The sequence below is a fragment of the Pseudomonas sp. N-1-13 genome (assembly GCF_057787095.1).
Genome location: NZ_JBYNRI010000001.1, coordinates 3,032,485 through 3,052,149, shown reverse-complemented (window position 1 = coordinate 3,052,149; position 19,665 = coordinate 3,032,485). Strand labels below are relative to the sequence as shown.

Sequence of the window (19,665 nt, the reverse complement as noted above, 5' to 3'; positions counted from 1 at the left end):
CTCAAGCGACGGCGACGACGTCGAGAATCCGCTGCACGACGCGGTCCTGGTCAATACCGGCAGCTTCGGCTTCGAACGACAGGATGATGCGATGGCGCAGCACGTCGAACAGCACGGCCTGGATGTCTTCGGGGCTGACGAAGTCGCGGCCGGCGAGCCAGGCGTGGGCACGGGCGCAGCGGTCCAGGGCAATGGAGCCTCGCGGGCTGGCGCCGTAGGCGATCCATTCGGCCATTTCCGGGTCGAACTTGGCCGGCGTACGGGTGGCCATGACCAGTTGCACCAGGTATTCCTCCACGGCGTCGGCCATGTACAACCCGAGGATCTCCTTGCGAGCGGAGAAAATAGCCTGCTGGCTCACGCGGCGCTCGGGCTTGGTTTCGCCGTGCAGCGCTTCACCTCGGGCCTGCTGCAGAATACGACGCTCCACCGCAGCATCCGGGAAGCCGATCTTGACGTGCATCAGGAAGCGGTCGAGCTGGGCCTCGGGCAGCGGGTAGGTGCCTTCCTGCTCGATCGGGTTTTGCGTGGCCATCACCAAAAACAGGGGCGACAGCTCGTACGTGCTGCGCCCGACGCTGACCTGGCGCTCGGCCATTGCTTCGAGCAAGGCCGACTGGACCTTGGCCGGGGCACGGTTGATTTCGTCCGCCAGCACCAGGTTGTGGAAGATCGGCCCCTGCTGGAACACGAAACTGCCGGTTTCCGGGCGGTAGATTTCCGTGCCGGTAATGTCGGCGGGCAGCAGATCGGGGGTGAACTGAATACGATGGAACTGCGCTTCAATGCCCTCGGCCAGCTCTTTGATGGCCTTGGTCTTGGCCAGCCCCGGCGCGCCTTCCACCAGCATGTGGCCGTCAGCGAGCAGGGCGATGAGCAGACGCTCGATGAGTTTTTCCTGGCCGAGGATCTGCGTTGAAAGAAAGGTTCGCAGCGCCAGCAGCGCTTCACGATGTTCCATCGGTGACTGTTCCTGGAAAGGGTGGCCCAGGCGTTCGGATAACGTCGGGGCTGGGGGCGTTACTTTAATGCATGGCGGGGGGTGGCGACTAACGGGATTTTGTTTGGTGTGCGGATTTGTGATCGGTTTTGAGTCTGTGTGGGAACTGAGCTTGTTCGCGATGACAGCGGTACATTCAACTTTCAATGCGGCCTGATCCACCGCCATCGCGAGCAAGCTTGCTCCCACAGGGAATTGGCGGTGGACGCAGGAACAAGGAACACCACGGATCCATTGTGGGAGCGAGCCTGCTCGCGAAGAGACCGGCACATCCAGCATTTTCGTTTCAGACATGCCGCCATCGCGAGCAGGCTCGCTCCCACAGGGGGGCGGTCGCCTTTGGAATCAGAGCTGGCTTATATAGGTGCCCGTCCCCTTGAGGATGTTCTGCAACGTCAATTCCACTTCCGCCAGGTCCGCTGCATCGGTGTCGTGGCTGATCTCCAGCACATCATCGCCGTTCAGCACATCGGCGTCCGATGCGGCAATTTCGATTTTCAGCAGGGTCGGGCTGAGGGTCACTTTGACGCCTTCCAGTGTCGAAGGCTCACCCTCCAGGGCGATTTCCAGTTCGTCTTCGTCGGGGTAGCGGGTCATCAGGAACATTTCGCCCTGGGTGCTGTGGCAGCACAGCATGGCCATGTTGTCTTCTTCCTCGTCGCATGGATTGGCGATCAGAAGGGCGGTGGTCATTTGCATGGTGATGGCTCCTGGCTCGATGAGCCTTGCTGGGCGCAAATAAAGTGGATTTTGCCAGCCCGAACGACTTTCTGCTGGATTACTGCAGTCACACGCAGAATATGCGCGCAATTTCACAGCGCAAGGTGCCGTTTTGCTCGCTGGGCTGCTACGGTTGTTCGATGCAAACCGGCTGTTTAGCTTGCCGTTGACCGAATATGTCGCAGCGCTGCAAGCAGGCACATTGTCGCACTCGTTAAGCTGCACGGCGGATGTACACCTGCAAAGGGCACCACGAGGGCTTTTTGCAGGTGTCCATTACATGGAAATTACATGGAAAAGGATGTGACCTGCCGGTCTTGTCCAGCTTCACCCACCTGTCGTCCTGTTTCCTCTGCCCGAGAATCAGGAACAGGATGGCCGACAGCCCTGAAAAAGGGCTGCACGCGACGCTTCCATCAATAACAAGCCCAAGCGGAGTACCACAGATGGCGTTCTTCACCGCAGCCAGCAAAGCCGACTTCCAGCACCAACTGCAAGCGGCACTGGCGCAGCACATCAGTGAACAGGCACTGCCACAAGTGGCGCTGTTCGCTGAACAATTCTTCGGCATCATTTCCCTCGATGAACTTACCCAGCGCCGGTTGTCCGACCTCGCCGGCTGCACCCTGTCTGCCTGGCGCCTGCTTGAGCGCTTCGATCATGCGCAGCCGCTGGTCCGCGTCTACAACCCGGATTACGAACGCCACGGTTGGCAGTCGACCCATACGGCAGTGGAAGTGTTGCACCACGACCTGCCATTTCTGGTGGATTCGGTCCGCACCGAACTGAACCGTCGCGGTTACAGCATCCATACTCTGCAAACCACTGTGTTGAGCGTGCGTCGCGGCAACAAGGGCGAGTTGCTGGAGATCCTGCCCAAAGGCACCCAGGGCGATGGCATTCTCCAAGAATCCCTGATGTATCTTGAAATCGACCGCTGCGCCAACGCCGCCGAACTCAACGTCCTGAGCAAGGAACTTGAGCAGGTGCTGGGCGAAGTGCGCGTGGCGGTGGCTGATTTCGAGCCGATGAAAGCCAAGGTCCAGGATATTCTGTCCAGCCTGGACAACAGCGCCTATGCCATCGATGCCGACGAAAAAGGTGAAATCAAGAGTTTCCTGGAATGGCTGGTGGGTAACCACTTCACCTTCCTTGGCTACGAAGAGTTCGTGGTTCGTGATGACGCCGATGGCGGCCATATCGAATACGACGCCGATTCGTTCCTCGGCCTGACCAAACTGTTGCGTGCCGGCCTCACGGTCGATGACCTGCGCATTGAAGACTACGCCGTCAATTACCTGCGTGAACCGACCCCGCTGTCGTTCGCCAAGGCCGCACACCCGAGCCGTGTACACCGTCCGGCTTACCCGGACTACGTATCGATCCGTGAGATCGACGCCGATGGCAAGGTCATCAAGGAATGCCGCTTCATGGGCCTGTACACCTCGTCGGTGTATGGCGAAAGCGTGCGCGTCATCCCGTATATCCGTCGCAAGGTCGAGGAAATAGAACGTCGCTCGGGCTTCCAGGCCAAGGCGCACCTGGGCAAGGAACTGGCCCAGGTGGTCGAAGTGCTGCCTCGTGACGATCTGTTCCAGACCCCGGTGGACGAGCTGTTCAGCACCGTGATGTCCATCGTGCAGATCCAGGAACGCAACAAGATCCGCGTATTCCTGCGCAAAGACCCGTATGGCCGTTTCTGCTACTGCCTGGCCTACGTGCCGCGCGACATCTATTCCACCGAAGTGCGCCAGAAGATCCAGCAAGTGTTGATGGAGCGTCTGAAGGCCTCGGACTGCGAGTTCTGGACCTTCTTCTCCGAATCCGTGCTGGCCCGTGTACAGCTGATCCTGCGGGTAGACCCGAAGAACCGTCTCGACATCGACCCGGTCTTGCTGGAAAAGGAAGTGGTGCAGGCCTGCCGCAGCTGGAAGGACGACTACGCCAGCCTGGTGATCGAAAGCTTCGGCGAAGCCCATGGCACCAACGTGCTGTCCGATTTCCCGAAAGGCTTCCCGGCCGGCTACCGCGAGCGTTTTGCCGCGCACTCGGCCGTGGTCGACATGCAGCACCTGCTGAGCCTGAACGAAAAAAATCCGCTGGTCATGAGCTTCTACCAGCCGCTGGGCCAGGTGTCCGGCCAGCGCGAGCTGCACTGCAAGCTGTATCACGCCGACACGCCGCTGGCGCTGTCCGACGTGCTGCCGATCCTGGAAAACCTCGGCCTGCGCGTGCTGGGCGAATTCCCGTACCGCCTACGCCATACCAATGGCCGCGAATTCTGGATTCATGACTTCGCGTTCACCGCCGCCGAAGGCCTGGACCTGGACATCCAACAGCTCAACGACACCTTGCAGGACGCCTTCGTCCACATCGTGCGTGGCGATGCCGAGAACGATGCATTCAACCGCCTGGTGCTGACCGCCGGCCTGCCATGGCGCGACGTGGCGCTGCTGCGTGCCTACGCCCGTTACCTGAAGCAGATCCGCCTGGGCTTCGACCTGGGTTACATCGCCAGTACCCTGAACAACCACACCGACATCGCTCGTGAACTGACCCGGTTGTTCAAGACCCGCTTCTACCTGGCGCGCAAGCTCAGCGGCGACGATCTGGAAGACAAGCAGTTGCGTCTGGAACAGGCGATCCTCACGGCACTGGACGACGTTCAGGTGCTCAACGAAGACCGCATCCTGCGTCGCTACCTGGACCTGATCAAGGCCACCCTGCGGACCAACTTCTACCAGACCGACGCCAACGGCCAGAACAAGTCCTACTTCAGCTTCAAGTTCAACCCGCACCTGATCCCGGAACTGCCGAAACCGGTGCCCAAGTTCGAGATCTTCGTGTATTCGCCTCGGGTCGAGGGCGTGCACCTGCGCTTCGGTAACGTTGCTCGCGGTGGTTTGCGCTGGTCCGACCGTGAAGAAGACTACCGCACCGAAGTGCTGGGTCTGGTCAAGGCCCAGCAAGTGAAGAACTCGGTGATCGTGCCAGTCGGCGCCAAAGGTGGTTTCCTGCCGCGACGTCTGCCGCTGGGCGGTGGCCGGGACGAGATCGCCGCCGAAGGCGTGGCGTGCTATCGCATCTTCATTTCCGGCCTGTTGGACATCACCGACAACCTCAAGGAAGGCGCACTGGTTCCGCCGACCAATGTTGTGCGTCATGACGACGATGACCCGTACCTGGTAGTGGCTGCGGACAAAGGCACTGCAACCTTCTCCGACATCGCCAACGGCATCGCCATCGACTACGGCTTCTGGCTCGGCGATGCGTTCGCTTCCGGCGGTTCTGCCGGCTACGACCACAAGAAAATGGGCATTACCGCCAAGGGCGCGTGGGTCGGCGTACAGCGTCACTTCCGTGAGCGCGGTATCAATGTCCAGGAAGACAGCATCACCGTGGTGGGCGTTGGCGACATGGCCGGCGACGTGTTCGGTAACGGTCTGTTGATGTCTGACAAGTTGCAACTGGTGGCAGCCTTCAACCACCTGCACATCTTCATCGACCCGAACCCGGAGCCTGCCAGCAGCTTCGCCGAGCGCAAGCGTCTGTTCGACCTGCCGCGTTCGGCCTGGACCGACTACGACACCAGCATCATGTCCGAAGGCGGCGGTATCTTCTCGCGTAGCGCCAAGAGCATCGCCATCTCGCCACAGATGAAAGAACGCTTCGACATCAAGGCCGACAAACTGACCCCGACCGAGCTGCTCAACGCCTTGCTCAAGGCGCCGGTGGATCTGTTGTGGAACGGCGGTATCGGCACTTACGTCAAGGCCAGCAGCGAAAGCCACGCCGATGTGGGCGACAAGGCCAACGATGCGCTGCGCGTGAACGGCAACGAACTGCGCTGCAAAGTGGTGGGCGAGGGTGGCAACCTGGGCATGACTCAACTGGGTCGTGTCGAGTTCGGCCTGCATGGCGGTGCCACCAACACCGACTTCATCGACAACGCCGGTGGTGTGGACTGCTCCGACCACGAAGTGAACATCAAGATCCTGCTCAACGAAGTGGTGCAGGCCGGCGACATGACCGAGAAGCAACGTAACCAGTTGCTTGGCAGCATGACCGACGAAGTCGGTGGCCTGGTGTTGGGCAACAACTACAAGCAGACCCAGGCCCTGTCCCTGGCGGCACGCCGGGCATTCGTGCGCATTGCCGAATACAAGCGCCTGATGAACGATCTGGAGGCACGAGGCAAGCTGGATCGCGCCATCGAGTTCCTGCCGGCCGAAGAGCAACTGGCTGAACGCGTCGCGGCGGGCCAAGGCCTGACCCGTGCCGAACTGTCGGTGCTGATCTCCTACAGCAAGATCGACCTCAAGGAAGCGCTGCTCAACTCCCAGGTGCCGGATGACGACTACCTGACCCGTGACATGGAGACCGCGTTCCCGCCGACACTGGTGAGCAAGTTCTCCGAAGCCATGCGTCGCCATCGCCTCAAGCGCGAGATCGTCAGCACCCAGATCGCCAACGACCTGGTCAACCACATGGGCATCACCTTCGTTCAACGGCTCAAAGAGTCCACCGGCATGAGCCCGGCGAACGTGGCTGGCGCTTACGTGATCGTGCGGGACATCTTCCATCTCCCGCACTGGTTCCGTCAGATTGAAGCCCTGGATCACCAGGTGTCGGCTGACGTGCAACTGGAGCTGATGGACGAGCTGATGCGCCTGGGTCGTCGTGCGACGCGCTGGTTCCTGCGCAGCCGCCGCAACGAGCAGAACGCTGCCCGTGATGTTGCTCACTTCGGTCCGCACCTGGCGGCGCTGGGCCTCAAGCTCGACGAACTGCTGGAAGGCCCGACCCGCGAAGGCTGGCAGACCCGCTACCAGGCCTACGTAGCAGCCGGCGTGCCGGAACTGCTGGCGCGCATGGTTGCAGGCACTACGCACCTGTACACCTTGCTGCCGATCATCGAGGCATCTGATGTCACCGGCCAGAACGCCGCCGATGTGGCCAAGGCCTACTTCGCGGTAGGCAGTGCCCTGGACATCACCTGGTACTTGCAACAGATCAGCGCGCTGCCGGTGGAAAACAACTGGCAAGCCCTGGCCCGTGAAGCGTTCCGCGATGATGTCGACTGGCAGCAACGGGCGATCACCATTTCGGTCCTGCAGCAGGGCGACGGCACCCAGGAGGTGGAAACACGCCTGGCGCTGTGGCTGGAGCAGCATCACGACATGGTCGAGCGCTGGCGCGCCATGCTGGTGGACATCCGTGCCGCCAGTGGCACGGACTACGCCATGTACGCGGTCGCCAACCGCGAACTGCTGGACCTGGCGTTGAGTGGTCAACCGGTCCTGCCGGCCAACTGATCCGGCGTTGAATGAAAAAGCCCCGCATTGAGAGATGCGGGGCTTTTTTGCGTTTGTAATACGCGATTGGTTGGAGCGCAGAGCCCCTGTGGGAGCGAGCCTGCTCGCGATGGCGTTTGACCCGCGACATTGATGTTGACTGACACCCAGCTATCGCGAGCAGGCTCGCTCCCACAGGGGGCTCAAAGGTGTTAGTTCTTCAGCGGAATCAACACCGCCTCATCCTTGCCCATCACCATGAACACCAACAGTTTCGCCGGCTCGGTCGAGCTGGCGTTTTTCGAAACCAGATGCTCGGAACCCGCGGCTTCGTACCAGAACTCCCCGGCCTTGTAGGTGGTCGCCGGCTCGCCTTTGACCTGGGAGGTGATGGCGCCTTCCAGCACATAGGCCATGGCCGTTCCTTCATGTTTGTGGGCGACGGACGACTGGCCGGGGGCGTAGTCGACGGTCAGCATCATGGCTTTTTTACCAGGCAGGTTCTTCAGCATCTTCTCCTGCAGCACGTTGACCTTTTCCGAGGGTGCGGTTTCGTGGGCATAGACCGGGGCCAGAGGCAGTAGGCTGAGGGTGGCGATCAGGCAGAGGGTTTTCATGGCAATGACCTTCGTGGGTTTGAGTGAGTTCGCGCTGTGGCAGCGATGGATTCACCCTAAGCCCCACGGAGGGGCATACAAACGTCCAATCTTTCGGAAGGCGGGTAGACCAATGCCGCGATCCACTCCAAGACAAAGGTCAGCGGTTGAAGTCCACGCTTCGAGCCAGACGGTTGTCGATCAGGCCGATGAACCCTTGCACTTCAGGGCAGTTGAAATGGGCTTGCATCGCCGCTTCCGATTGCCAGCGGGCGCTGACGGTCCAGCGGTCACCGTCGTCCGGGCAACGGTCGACCATGTAGGCATCGCACCCCGGTTGTGCACGCAGGGTTTCGACGATTTGCTGCAACTGGCGGCCCAGTTCTTCCGAGCGCCCGGCGGCGGCTTGGACCTGTACGGTATTGATCACCTGGCGAGTCATGGTTCTGGCTCCTGAATCAAGTCGGACGGGATTGGCTCGACAATCAACGAGACCCCTGCAGGATAGGCCTGTATTTACGAGGCTAAAACAGCCAATGGGCGGATAAATGTCCAGTCCAATGGCTCAGGCGACCTGCTGCAAAATGTCCCGCAAGCGGTCCAGGGCGGTGTCGATGTCGAGGGTTTCGATGGCGCCAAAACCGAAAAACAGACCCGGTCGCACCGGGGCGTCGTTGAAAAAGCCATCGAGACGGTACAGCCCGACTTCGGCTTTTTTCGCCAGTTCGATCACCAGTGCCAGATCGATGGGCACCTTGCACAGCACGGCCAGGTGGAAGCCTGCGGTGGTAGGAACCGCCTCGAACCAGGGCGACAGGTCCCCGGCCATGCGCGCCAGGATTCGCTCGCGGCGGCCGGCATACAGCGTGTGGCAGCGGCGGATGTGCTTCAGCAGGCAGCCCTCGGCGATGAACTTGGCCAGTGCCCACTGGGGCAGGGTGGAGGTGTGTTGATCGGTGAGGCGCTTGGCCAGGATCACCGCTTCGAGGATCGCCGGTGGCAGGATCGCGTAACCGAGGCGCAGCTCCGGCAACAGCGTTTTCGAGAAGGTGCCGACGTAGGCCACGATCCCGCGGTCGTCCATGCTTTGCAGTGAGTCGGCCGGCCGGCCTTCGTAACGAAATTCGCTGTCGTAATCATCCTCGATGATGATTGCCCCCAACTCGTAGGCCCGCGCCAGCAAGGCCTCGCGGCGGGCCTGGCTCATGGGCATACCCAAAGGAAACTGGTGGGACGGCGTCACATAAATCAGGCTTGTGCCGTCGGGAATGAGGTCTACCCGCATGCCCTGGTCATCTACCGGTATCCCGACCACCGTGGCGCCGTGGGAGCCAAACAGCAGGCGTGCCGGCGGATAGCCCGGGTCCTCCATAGCCACCAGGCTGCCCGACCGGGTCAAGACCCGCGAGATCAGATCCAGGGCCTGTTGTGCACCGTTGCACACCACTACGTCATCGTCCTGACAATTGACCCCGCGGGAAAAAGCAATATGCCGGGCAATGGCATTGCGCAGCGCCGGCAAACCCTCGGGCTGGCTGTAGAAGCCCTTGGCGCTGGCGATCTGGCGCAAGGCGTGGGCGGTACAACGTCGCCAGTCGTCCAGGGGAAACTGCCCTTTGCCGGTGGCGCCGCCGATGAAGTCATAACGCAGCGCACCTTCAAGGGGGGGATGGCGCATCAGGTCCGGCATGTTGCGCCAGGTCTCGACGACATCGGCGCCGGCCAGCTCGCGGTGGCTTTGTTTGCGCACGATTGGGGCCGGGCGCGCATTGACATAGGTGCCCTTGCCAATGATGCCGGTGAGAAAGTTTTCGTAGGTCAGTTGGGCGTAGGTGTCGGACACGGTCTTGCGTGAGACGCCCAGTTGTTCAGCGAGCAAGCGGCTGGGCGGCAGTTGCGTGCCGGCGGCCAGGCGACCACTTTCGATGGCACTGCGCAGTTGTTGATACAACTGGCCCGCCAGGTCTTTGCGGCCGTTGATGACAACATGAAGTTCCATACCCGCGCGCTCCTGGGCGATTGTGTGGCGCTAGCCCGCAAAGGCGCAAGATTAACCGCATTGTGCGTATGCATAGAAGTTGCGTGGAGAAAATCGCGCTGATTGGTCTGCTATGAACTGGTCCGGTTTTTTTCGACACATTGGATCTGTCGCGCAGCGTGCTCACGGCCTACCGTGGAGATACCGATCAGCACGGAATTGCGCCATGAGCCAGCGTCTGGATTACTACAGTGCGTCCCCAGGGGCGATGAAAGCCATGATTGGCCTTGAGGCGCTAAGCAGTCGCCTGAGTATAGAGCCGGGATTGCTGCATCTGATCAAGATCCGTGCCTCGCAGCTTAACGGCTGTGCGTTTTGCACCGACATGCATTCGGTGGATGCGCGTCGCCTGGGTGAGAGCGAGCGGCGCCTGTTCGCCGTGGCGGTGTGGCGCGACAGTGGCTTTTTCACCCCCCGCGAACGCGCCGCCCTGGCTTGGACCGAGGCGGTAACGCTGTTGGCCGAAAGCCAGGTGCCGGATGAGGTCTTTGCCCAGGCCCGCGCCGTGTTCAGCGAGGAGGAACTGGTCGACCTCACGCTGGCGATCAGCACCATCAACAGCTGGAACCGGCTGGCGGTGAGTTTCCGCCAGAGCCCCGGTTCCTGATGGTTGATCGATCTGCCTGCTCCCGTCAGGCCGTGAAGTCGCTGGCATGCAGCTCCTTGACCCCCACCAGTTCGAATTCGAACTCGGCGCTGGCGTCGGCATTTACACTGCCGTAGAGGATGCCATCGGCAAAGCGCAGTTGACCGGTGGCATCGGCGCTAAAGGCATTGCTGCCAATGAACGTGAAGGTGTCGATCTCGGCGGTCAGCGGATTGGCGTCCAACCCGGTGAAGTCCAGTTGGTCGAACTCGGTGCTCTTGAAGCCGCTGATGACATCGCGTAGCGCCCCGATGCCCATGTCCGACAGTGCTTCGAATGCATATGTGTCTGCACCCGTACCGCCGCTCAGGCTGTCAGTGCCTGCGCCGCCGATCAACCGGTCATCGCCCGAGCCACCCACCAGCGTATCGTTGCCCGCCCCACCGTTGAGCACGTTGGCGCCGCTGTTACCCGTCAGGTTGTCGGCGTAGGCACTGCCGGTCAGGTTCTCGACATACTTGAAGGTGTCGAGGCCCGAACCCACGGTGTTCTGTTGCGCGGAGGTGGACAGGGTGGCCGTGACACCGGCCATGGCCCGTTCGAACGAGACCGTGTCATTGCCATCACGGCCGTCCAGCACGTTGTTGCCGGCCCCGGCAAACAGTATGTTGTCCAACGCATTACCGGTGCCATTGGCGGCGTCGGGGGTATCGATGTACAGGTTTTCGACGTTGTTGTTGAGGGTATAGGCCGTCAAGCTGCTGTGCACGCTGTCGATCCCGCCAGACACCGGGTTGCTGTTGGTCTCGATCACGGTATCGCCGGTGTTGTCGACATAGTAAGTGTCGTTGCCATCGCCCCCGCTCATGCTGTCGGCCCCGGCGGCGCCATCAAGCACGTTGTTGGCGGCGTTCCCGGTGATGAAATTGCGCCGTTCATTGCCGGTGCCGTTGATGTCCGATACGCCGGTGAGCACCAGATTCTCCAGGTTATCGCCCAACGTCCAACTGACCGAGGCCTGCACCGTGTCGATCTGTGCGGTCGAGGTGTTGCTTTCCACCACGCTGTCGAACGCGTTGTCGACCACATAGATGTCGTTGCCGTCGCCGCCGGTCAAGCTGTCGGCGCCCAGGTCTCCGTCCAGGGTGTCGTTGCCCGAGCTGCCCACCAGCGTATCTGCCTGGTCGGTACCGGAAATCATCCCGCCTTCGTTCTGGGCATCATCGAATATGTCCTGCACGCTGTTGTTGTCATCAGGATTGCCCTGGAAACCCAGGTCATCGGCGATGTAATCGGCCAGGCGCTGGCCGACGATTTCCGCCGATTCCTCGTGCAAGTGCCAGACGTCGTCGGGATACACCAGTGGGTCGACTTCGTAGCGCAAGGGCAGATCGGTGTAGTCCACGGCCAGTTTCACGTCCGCGCGCTCGGCGGCGATGGCCTCCTGGGTGGCGCGGACATAACCGACACCTTCGACAATATCGGCGATCTTCTCTTCCGAATAGCCACGGGCACGCGCCGCGTCCTGTTGGTAGTGCCCGGTCTCCATCAGGTACACGTTGAAACTGCCGAACTGGGCGTGCAGGTAATCAAACACGGCCAGCGTTGCGGTCTTGTAGGCCGCCGCTGCAGCTTCCTTGTCGGAGGCACGGGCGATCTCCTGGGCCGCTTCCTCGCCTTGGCCCCAAACGATGCCCATGGTGACGTTGTCGATGGCCCTGAGCTCGGCAAGCTGATCCTGCAACAACGCCACGGCGCGCAACAGCGCAGGCCCCGGTTGGTTGGTGTCGGTCAGCCACCAGCACAACTTGAGCTCCTCGGCGCCCAGGGTCGACAGGCCATTGACCGTACTGCCACCCACCGCGATGTCGATGCCATTGCCGTCGGCATCCTCGAACTGACTGCGTACGTCATAAGGGGTGTACTTGCTCAGGTCATTGACCAGCATCGACGTACCGGACTGATCGTCGTCCTCGGTCATGCGCAGCAGGCGCGCATTGGACTGGCCGAGGGTCGGCAGGTAGAGGATGTCCTGCTGGGCGCGCTCGCCGAACACGAAGTCATCGGCGGTCAGGGTGTTGAGGTAGTTACCGCTGAGGGCGATTTCGAAGCGATTGCCGTCGGCGTCCGCTTCGCTGGATTTGATGTAGGTCTTGTCGCCGGCCGAGTTGAGGGTCATGTACAGCGTGCCGTTGCTGCCATTGCCGAGGCCGAGATAGCCCAGGCCGGAGACATCGATCTTGTCGACGCCCACGGTGAAGTCATAGATCGTGTCCGTGGCCGTGACCCCGCCGGTGTCGTAGTCGCGGTAGCTGTCGAGCACGTTGGTGTAGCGGAAGGTGTCGGCACCGTCGCCACCGTACAACGAGTCGCGACCGGCGCCACCATCGACAATGTCCGCGCCAGTGCCGGCCCTGATCGTGTCGTTGCCGCCCAGGCCGAGGATCAAGTCCGCGCCCGCGGTGCCAGTGAGGGATTCGGCGTTGTTGGTTCCGGTGATGGTATTGTCCGGCGCATCGGCCACTGCCAGGGCGAAGCTGTCGCTCACCGAGGCACCTGACGGATCGGTGGCCTTGACCAGTACGTTGTAGTTGCCTGCCGCCGTGCTGGTGGGTGTGCCAGCGAAAGTCAGATTGCTGGCATTGAAGCTCAGCCAGGCGGGCAGGGCGCTGCCATCGGCCAAGGTGGCGGTGTAGGTCAGCACATCCTGATTGGCGTCGCTGAAGCTGTCGGAGGTCACGGTGTAGGTGAACGGCGTACTTTCGGTGGCGTTCTGGTCGAGCAGGGGGATAACCACCACGGGCGCCACATTGCTGGGGGTGTTCTCGTCGGCGAAGACGAAATGACTGGCGGTCAGGCTGCTGACCAGGTTACCCGCCAACGACACTTCGAAACGGTTGCCGTTGGCATCGACCGTGAGGTCTTTGAGGTAGGTGCGGTTGGTCGAGCTGCTGTAGGTCACCTGCAGTGTGCCGCCCTGGCCATTGCCCAGTCCGGTGTAGCCGAGGGCCGATACATCGATCTTGTCGGCGGCCACGTCGAAATCGAGGATCTGGTCACTGGCGCTGGTGGAACTGGTGCGGTAGCTGTCGAGTTTGGAGGTATAGCGAAACACGTCGGCACCCGCGCCGCCGGTGAGTTTGTCCACGCCAGTGCCGCCCACCAGAATGTCGTTGCCAGCCCCGCCATTGAGGGTGTCGTTACCGGCGCCGCCATACAGTTGTTCGTTGGCCGCGGTACCGGTCAACGTGTCGTTGTTCGGCGTGCCATTGATCACGATGGGCGCGGCGGGCACGTCCTGCACCGCCAGGGTGAAGCTGTCGCTGACAGTGGCGTTGCTGCCGTCGGTCGCCGTGACCTGTATGGAATACGTGCCTGATGCTGTATCGCTTGGCGTGCCGCTGAATGTGCGGCTGGCGGCATCGAACACCAGCCAGCCGGGCAGGGCGCTGCCGTTGGCGAGGGTGGCGGTATAGCTGAGGCTGTCGTTGTCCGGGTCGGTAAAACTGGTGGCTGGCACCACGTAGCTGAACGGCGTGTTTTCGGTCGCATTCTGATCCAGCAACGGCGTGGCCAACACCGGTGCCTGATTGGTGGGCGAGGCGGTGGCGAAGACAAAATTGGCGCTGGTCAATGTGTCGAGGTAGTTACCCTCCAGCGCCACTTCGAAGCGGTTGCCATTGGCGTCGGCGCTCAGGGATTTGATGTAGGTCTTGGTCCCGGCGCTGTTGAGTACCACGTACACGGTGTCGTTCTTGCCGTCACCAAGGCCGGTGAAGCCCATGGCCGACAGATCGATCTTGTCGGCGCTGACATCGAAATCGGTGATCACATCCCCCAGGTTGACGCCGCCGGTGTTGTAGTTGCGGTAGCTGTCCAGACGGTTGGAAAACACAAAGGTATCGGCCCCGGTACCACCGGTGAGGGTGTCCATGCCGGCCCCGCCGTCGAGCTTGTCGTCGCCCGCGCCACCACTGAGGCTGTCGTTGCCCGCCAGACCCAGCAGGGTGTCGGCCGAGTCACTGCCGATCAGCGAGTCACTGCCACTGGTGCCGGTGACCACCCGATTGAAGATGAAGTTGCTGGCGGTCAGGGTACTGGTCAGGTTGCCCGACAGAATCAGCTCGAAGCGATTGCCGCTGGCGTCGGCATCGTAATCCTTGATGTAGGTGCGGTCGCTGCTGGCGCTGTAGCTGATCTGCAATGTGCCGCCACGGCCATTGCCCAGGCCGGTGAAGCCCAGGCCCGCGAGGTCGATCTTGTCCTGGGTAACGTCGAAATCAGTGATGGTGTCGTCGAAGCTGGTGGTGGCGTTGCGGTAACTGTCGGACTGGCTGGCGAAGCGAAACGTATCGGCGCCGGTGCCGCCAGTCAGTCTGTCGATGCCCGCGCCACCCACCAGGATGTCGTCACCCGCGCCGCCATTGATGGTGTCATTGCCGGCACCGCCGTAGAAAATCTCGTTGGCGGCGCTGCCCAGCAAGGTGTCGTTGCCGGCGGTACCTTGCACGGTGGTCACCGGTACCGTGGCGCTGACATAGCTGCCGTCGCCATAGACCAGCGTCGCGCCCTTACTGGTGTGACTGATGGTGTTGGCGATGATCGCATTGCGGTCGGTGCCGTCTTCGTTGCGTTCGGCAACGCCGTAGGTCGACAGGTCGCTGCCGCTGATGATGTTGCCCTGGATCAGGTTGTCGCTGCCGTTGAAGTAGCGACCGGACACGCCCAGGGTGTCGTCGTAGGACTGGATGATGATTTCCGGTACCGGATTGCCCAGGGAGTTGTTGTTGAGGGTGTTGTCGATGACTTCAACGTGGTTGCTGCCGTAGATGCGGATCCCGGCGCTGGCGTTGTCGTGGATGTCGACGCCGCTGACGGTGACGTCGCTGGACAGCTTGATCAGCACGCCTTCGCCGCCGTTGCCATACACCTCGCCGCCGGTGATGGTGATGTTGCTGGGGGAGGGGATGTCCTCGCTGCCGCGCTGCACCACGATACCGTTGCCGCCGTTGTTGTAGGCAACGTTATTGGTGAGGGTGAAGTCGTGGGTGCTGGTGACGACGTTGAAACCGTGGCGGTCATTGTCGTAGGCGACGTTGTTTTCAAAGGTGCTGTCACTGAGGAAGTCAGCAACAAAACCGTCCAGGCCGTTGCCGTGGGACACGCTGTTCTTGATGACCATGTTGACGGTCTGCTCGTGGGGGTCGAAGCCGTACCCGGAGCAATCCTTGATCTCGACGCTGTCGAGGGTGACGTTGGAGTCGTAGCCTTCTTCGCCGGGAATGTAGCCGTTGAACCAGCCGTCGATCTTGCCTGTGGTGTTGTCGCGATTGCCGTCGATGGTGAGATGGCTGACGCCGAAATCGTGGGTTTCTTCACCGTAGGCCGAGCGGATGATGCCGGTGATCTTGGTGTCGGAGCCGTCGGCCACCTTGACGGTGGTTTCGCCCATGCCGTCGCCGTACAAATAGACGTTGCTCTTGAGCATCAGGCAACCGTCGGAGGGTTCCTCGCCGGCCGAAACGATGTAAGTCCCGGTCGGCATGTACACCTGCCCGCCGCCTGCGGCAGCCGCCGCATCAATGGCACTTTGTATTGCCGCCGTGTCGTCGGTGATGCCATCTCCTTTGGCGCCAAAATTTTGTACGTTGAAAATCATGAGCTTATCTCCGTATCGGGATGGAACCACGGTAGAAGCCAATATTCCATCGGCGGCCACCGTGTTATGACCCGCAGGAGCGCAAAAGTTGTGACCGCATATCGGCAAAGCGTCAAAAAAACGAACGGGCTGATCAACGGTCGGAACGACTTCAACAACAGGTAACGTTCTGTTGACGCTTTTGGGTTCACACAACCCTTGTGGAAGCGAGCCTGCTCGCGATAGCGGTGTGTCAGTCGATGGGATGCAAGCCGAACCGACGCTATCGCGAGCAGGCTCGCCCCCACAGGTGCTGTATCGGGTTTCCTTGATTGGCATCAACCCCCAATCCGAAGCCGCGGGATAACCTCGACTAAACCATCGCCCGATGATTCAGGGGCGACCGAGGAGCCCATGAGCTATCCGCTATTCCTGACATTGCACCTGTTTGCCGCGCTGGTTTTCATTGGCACGGTGTTCTTCGAGGTGCTGTTCCTGGAGAGCATCCGCAAACAGCTGCCCGCCAAAGTCATGGTGCTGCTGGAACAGGGCATCAGCCGGCGTGCCCGGCAGTTGATGCCCTGGGTGTTGCTGACGCTGTTCGGTGCCGGCGCTGCCATGGTCTGGCTGCGGTACTGGCCGACGCTTTCCGCGCCATGGGAGTCTTCTTTCGGGTTGCTGCTGGGCCTGAAAATAGCCTTGGCGGGCAGCGTACTCGGGCATTTCCTCTGGGCCATGTGGCTGTTCAGAAGCGCCCGCATGAACGCCCGTTACGTGCAGATCATCCATACCAGCGTGTTCATTCATCTGCTGGCAATCGTGCTGTTGGCCAAGGGGATGTTTTACCTGACCTGGTGAGCGGTTGCGGGACGTATGCAAGGCGCTTGATACAGGTCAAGGCGACCCATCGGGACAAGTCCGACACTGTGCCTGCGCAGCCATTCGGAGATTGTCATGTTCGACCTGTTCCACACCCCCGGTGATCGAGCCCCGCGCCGTACCCCGGCGGTGGCTGATGTCGATTGCCCGGTCGGTACGCGCAAATTCCATACGGGGGTTGGCTCGCTCGATCTGCTTCGGGAGTTGCGCGACAGCCGCCATAAACGGCGGCCGCTGTCCCTGGCGGTGCATCTGCCTTCGCGCTTGCGTTTGTCATCGTGTTCGCCCCTGGCGAGCGTGTGCCGGTGTGGCGAGATCGAGGGCTATCTGCAACACCTGACCTATGAAATCGGATTGGTCAGTTGTCACTTGGGCGCAGGGCGTCGGGTCGAGGCGTTCTGCCTGACTGGCGGTACGCCGGTGATCGCCCATTTGCAGCGGCTGATGGATGACCTGCGCAAACGTTTCGAGTTCTGTGAATACGACAGCGCCGAACACAGCATCGAGGTCGACCTGCATCACACCGACTGGTCCACCATGGGGCTGATTCGCGACCAAGGGTTCACCCACGTCAGCATCGGCGTGCCAGACATTGGCCTGGACAGCGATTTGTCCGTGGATTGCTATCAGAACCCGGCACCGATTCATTCGCTGATCGATGCCGCGCGAACCTTCGGTTTCCGTTCCATCAACATCGATCTCGGTTATGGCCATGCCTGGCAAACGCCCCACAGCTTCGCGCGCAAACTGGCCACGCTGATCGAACTGGAGCCCGACCGGCTGCATGTGTTCGACTACGCCCATGCGCCGTATCGTTATCGTTCGAAAAAACACCAAGCGGCGGATGCCTTCAGCAGCCAGGCCGATACAGACACCATGCGCCAAATCTGCTGCGAGCAACTGACCGGGGCGGGGTATCACTACATCGGGTTGGGGCAGTTCGTCAGGGCGGACGATGACCTGGCCGTCGCCCAAGAGCACGGGCGCCTGCACCGCAATTGCCAGGGTTTCACTCGGCGCGGTTGCTGTGACCACTTGGGTTTCGGCCTGTCGGCCATCACCCAGATCGAACACTTGTACGTGCAGAACACCGATGACCTGCTGGAGTACTGCCAGCAGCTGGACGCCGGGCAGTTGCCTGTGTGTCGCGGCTGGCGCTGTGAAGCGCAGGACCTGCTCAGGGCCGCAGTGACCGAGCAACTTGCCTGCGACCTGGAGCTGGATATCCCGGCCATGGAAGCGCGTTTCGGCGTGGTGTTGCGCGATTATTTCGCGTCCATCTGGCCGCAGCTGGAGGTATTGCGCAGCCAGGGTTTGATCGAATTGACCAGCCGTTTTATTGGCATCTTGCCCGCCGGGCGCCTGAGTGTGGATGCGATCTGCAATCTGTTCGATCCAGTTCCCGACGACGCAGGCACTTTGACCGGCCCCTTTGACAGGTTGACCCCATCATGAATGCTGTATCCGCTTTCAATCGCGCCCTGGTCGAGAAGTACGACCGTCCGGGGCCGCGCTACACCTCCTATCCGACGGCCCCGCAGTTCCATCAGGCCTTTGCCATGGATGAGTACCGCCAGGCCGCCGAGCTGAGCAACCAGGCCCCGGTGCCCAAACCCTTGTCGGTCTACATCCATATTCCGTTCTGCCAGAGCCTTTGCTACTACTGCGCGTGCAACAAAATCATTACTCGCAAGACTCATCGCGCCGCTGAATACCTGACTTACCTCAAGCGTGAGATCGGCCTGCAGGCGGCGTTGTTCGACCGTTCGCGCAAACTGACGCAACTGCACCTGGGCGGTGGCACGCCGACCTATCTGACCCATGAGCAACTGGCCGATCTGATGGAGTGCCTGCACCAGGCGTTCGACATGGACGACAGTGACGCCCATGAGTTTTCCATCGAGGTTGATCCGCGGACCATCGATGCGCAACAGATCCAGGGGTTGCGCCAGCTGGGGTTCAATCGCCTGAGCTTCGGCGTCCAGGATTTCGATGCCCAGGTGCAAGCCGCGGTCAATCGGGTGCAGAGCGAGGCCCAGGTCGTCGAGTTGGTGGAGGCGGCCCGGCTGGCGCGTTTCAAGTCCGTCAGTGTCGATCTGATCTACGGCTTGCCGCTGCAAACCATCGCCAGTTTCGATGTGACCCTGAGCAAGATCATCGCCCTGCGTCCTGACCGGATCGCCGCCTACAGCTATGCGCATCTGCCGCAACGGGTGCGGGCGCAACGGATGATCCGACCCGAAGACATGCCGCCGCCGGAGCGCAAGCTGGAGTTGCTGGAACTGACCATCAATCGTCTGACCGAAGCCGGTTATGTCTACATCGGCATGGACCATTTCGCCTTGCCGGACGACGAGTTGGTGCGCGCTCGGGGCCAGGGCACGCTGCAACGCAACTTCCAGGGGTATTCCACCCATGCCGATTGCGATTTGATCGGCCTGGGTGTGTCTTCGATCGGTAAGGTCGGTGACAGCTATGGTCAGAACGTCAAGGAGCTTTCCCAGTACTACGCTCGCCTGGATCAAGGCCTGCTGCCAGTGCAGCGTGGCTATCGCCTGAGCGACGATGACCGGTTGCGCCGCGAGGTCATCAGCGAATTGATGTGCCATGGACGGATCGATTTCACCCGGGTCCAGATCAGTCACGGTGTGGGTTTCAACGAGTACTTTGCCGATGCCCTGGTCCGGCTTCAGGAACTGGTGCGCGACGGACTGCTGGAGATCCACCCCGACTCGCTGGTGCTGCTGCCCCAGGGCCAATTGATGATGCGCAACGTGGCCATGGCTTTCGACGCGTACCTGGGCGTGGACCAGACGGTCCAGTATTCGCGTACGGTTTGACGAGCGATCCCGCTGGCTGCGCAGCCAGCGGGGATAACCCCCTCGCCACAGGCCGTGCACCAGGCAGGTTGCCC

The 19,665-nt window shown here is 61.2% G+C and carries 11 protein-coding genes; 5 read left to right on the top strand and 6 right to left on the bottom strand.

What is annotated here, in order from left to right; genetic code table 11:
* Position 1: 1 nt before the first annotated feature.
* Complete coding sequence (locus tag AC3I65_RS13770; RefSeq protein ID WP_047225799.1) at positions 2-961, bottom strand: AAA family ATPase; 960 nt, start codon at positions 959-961, stop codon at positions 2-4.
* A gap of 384 nt (positions 962-1,345) precedes the next feature.
* Positions 1,346-1,699, bottom strand: coding sequence for a hypothetical protein (locus tag AC3I65_RS13765; protein ID WP_305465965.1), 354 nt, complete (start codon positions 1,697-1,699; stop codon positions 1,346-1,348).
* A gap of 467 nt (positions 1,700-2,166) precedes the next feature.
* Between AC3I65_RS13765 and AC3I65_RS13760 the strand changes: the two genes are divergently transcribed.
* Positions 2,167-7,035 carry an NAD-glutamate dehydrogenase gene (locus AC3I65_RS13760; RefSeq protein ID WP_488523886.1) on the top strand — a complete coding sequence of 1,623 codons (4,869 nt, stop codon included), beginning with the start codon at positions 2,167-2,169 and terminating at the stop codon, positions 7,033-7,035.
* Positions 7,036-7,226: 191 nt separating this feature from the next.
* Here AC3I65_RS13760 and AC3I65_RS13755 read toward each other — a convergent pair whose 3' ends face one another.
* The 3 genes from AC3I65_RS13755 to pdxR form a co-directional block, all read right to left on the bottom strand.
* Positions 7,227-7,631 (bottom strand): cupin domain-containing protein, encoded by a 405-nt coding sequence (locus AC3I65_RS13755; protein ID WP_047225808.1) that lies wholly within the window; start codon positions 7,629-7,631, stop codon positions 7,227-7,229.
* Between the two features lie 139 nt (positions 7,632-7,770).
* Positions 7,771-8,052: an antibiotic biosynthesis monooxygenase family protein gene (locus AC3I65_RS13750; RefSeq protein WP_047225809.1), complete on the bottom strand. Its 282-nt coding sequence runs from the start codon at positions 8,050-8,052 to the stop codon at positions 7,771-7,773.
* A 123-nt stretch (positions 8,053-8,175) separates the two neighbouring features.
* Entirely contained in the window at positions 8,176-9,609 is a 1,434-nt protein-coding gene (gene pdxR, locus AC3I65_RS13745) for a MocR-like pyridoxine biosynthesis transcription factor PdxR (RefSeq protein WP_107322374.1), read from the bottom strand.
* Positions 9,610-9,814: 205 nt separating this feature from the next.
* On the opposite strand from pdxR, the gene AC3I65_RS13740 reads away from it, so the two are divergent.
* Positions 9,815-10,255 carry a carboxymuconolactone decarboxylase family protein gene (locus tag AC3I65_RS13740; protein ID WP_076384471.1) on the top strand — a complete coding sequence of 147 codons (441 nt, stop codon included), beginning with the start codon at positions 9,815-9,817 and terminating at the stop codon, positions 10,253-10,255.
* Between the two features lie 25 nt (positions 10,256-10,280).
* Here the strand turns inward: AC3I65_RS13740 and AC3I65_RS13735 are convergent, their stop codons facing one another.
* Positions 10,281-15,893, bottom strand: a complete 5,613-nt coding sequence (locus tag AC3I65_RS13735; RefSeq protein WP_488523885.1) for a putative Ig domain-containing protein — start codon at positions 15,891-15,893, stop codon at positions 10,281-10,283.
* Positions 15,894-16,286: 393 nt separating this feature from the next.
* Here AC3I65_RS13735 and AC3I65_RS13730 point away from each other — a divergent pair, with 393 nt between their 5' ends.
* The 3 genes from AC3I65_RS13730 (at position 16,287) to hemN (ending at position 19,591) form a co-directional block, all read left to right on the top strand.
* Complete coding sequence (locus tag AC3I65_RS13730) at positions 16,287-16,730, top strand: CopD family copper resistance protein (protein ID WP_047225813.1); 444 nt, start codon at positions 16,287-16,289, stop codon at positions 16,728-16,730.
* 96 nt (positions 16,731-16,826) lie between these two features.
* Positions 16,827-18,206 (top strand): oxygen-independent coproporphyrinogen III oxidase, encoded by a 1,380-nt coding sequence (locus AC3I65_RS13725; RefSeq protein ID WP_488523884.1) that lies wholly within the window; start codon positions 16,827-16,829, stop codon positions 18,204-18,206.
* A complete protein-coding gene (hemN, locus tag AC3I65_RS13720; protein ID WP_488523883.1) occupies positions 18,203-19,591 on the top strand; it encodes an oxygen-independent coproporphyrinogen III oxidase in 1,389 nt (462 codons plus the stop codon). Before AC3I65_RS13725 ends, hemN begins: the two co-directional genes overlap by 4 nt.
* Positions 19,592-19,665 lie beyond the last annotated feature (74 nt).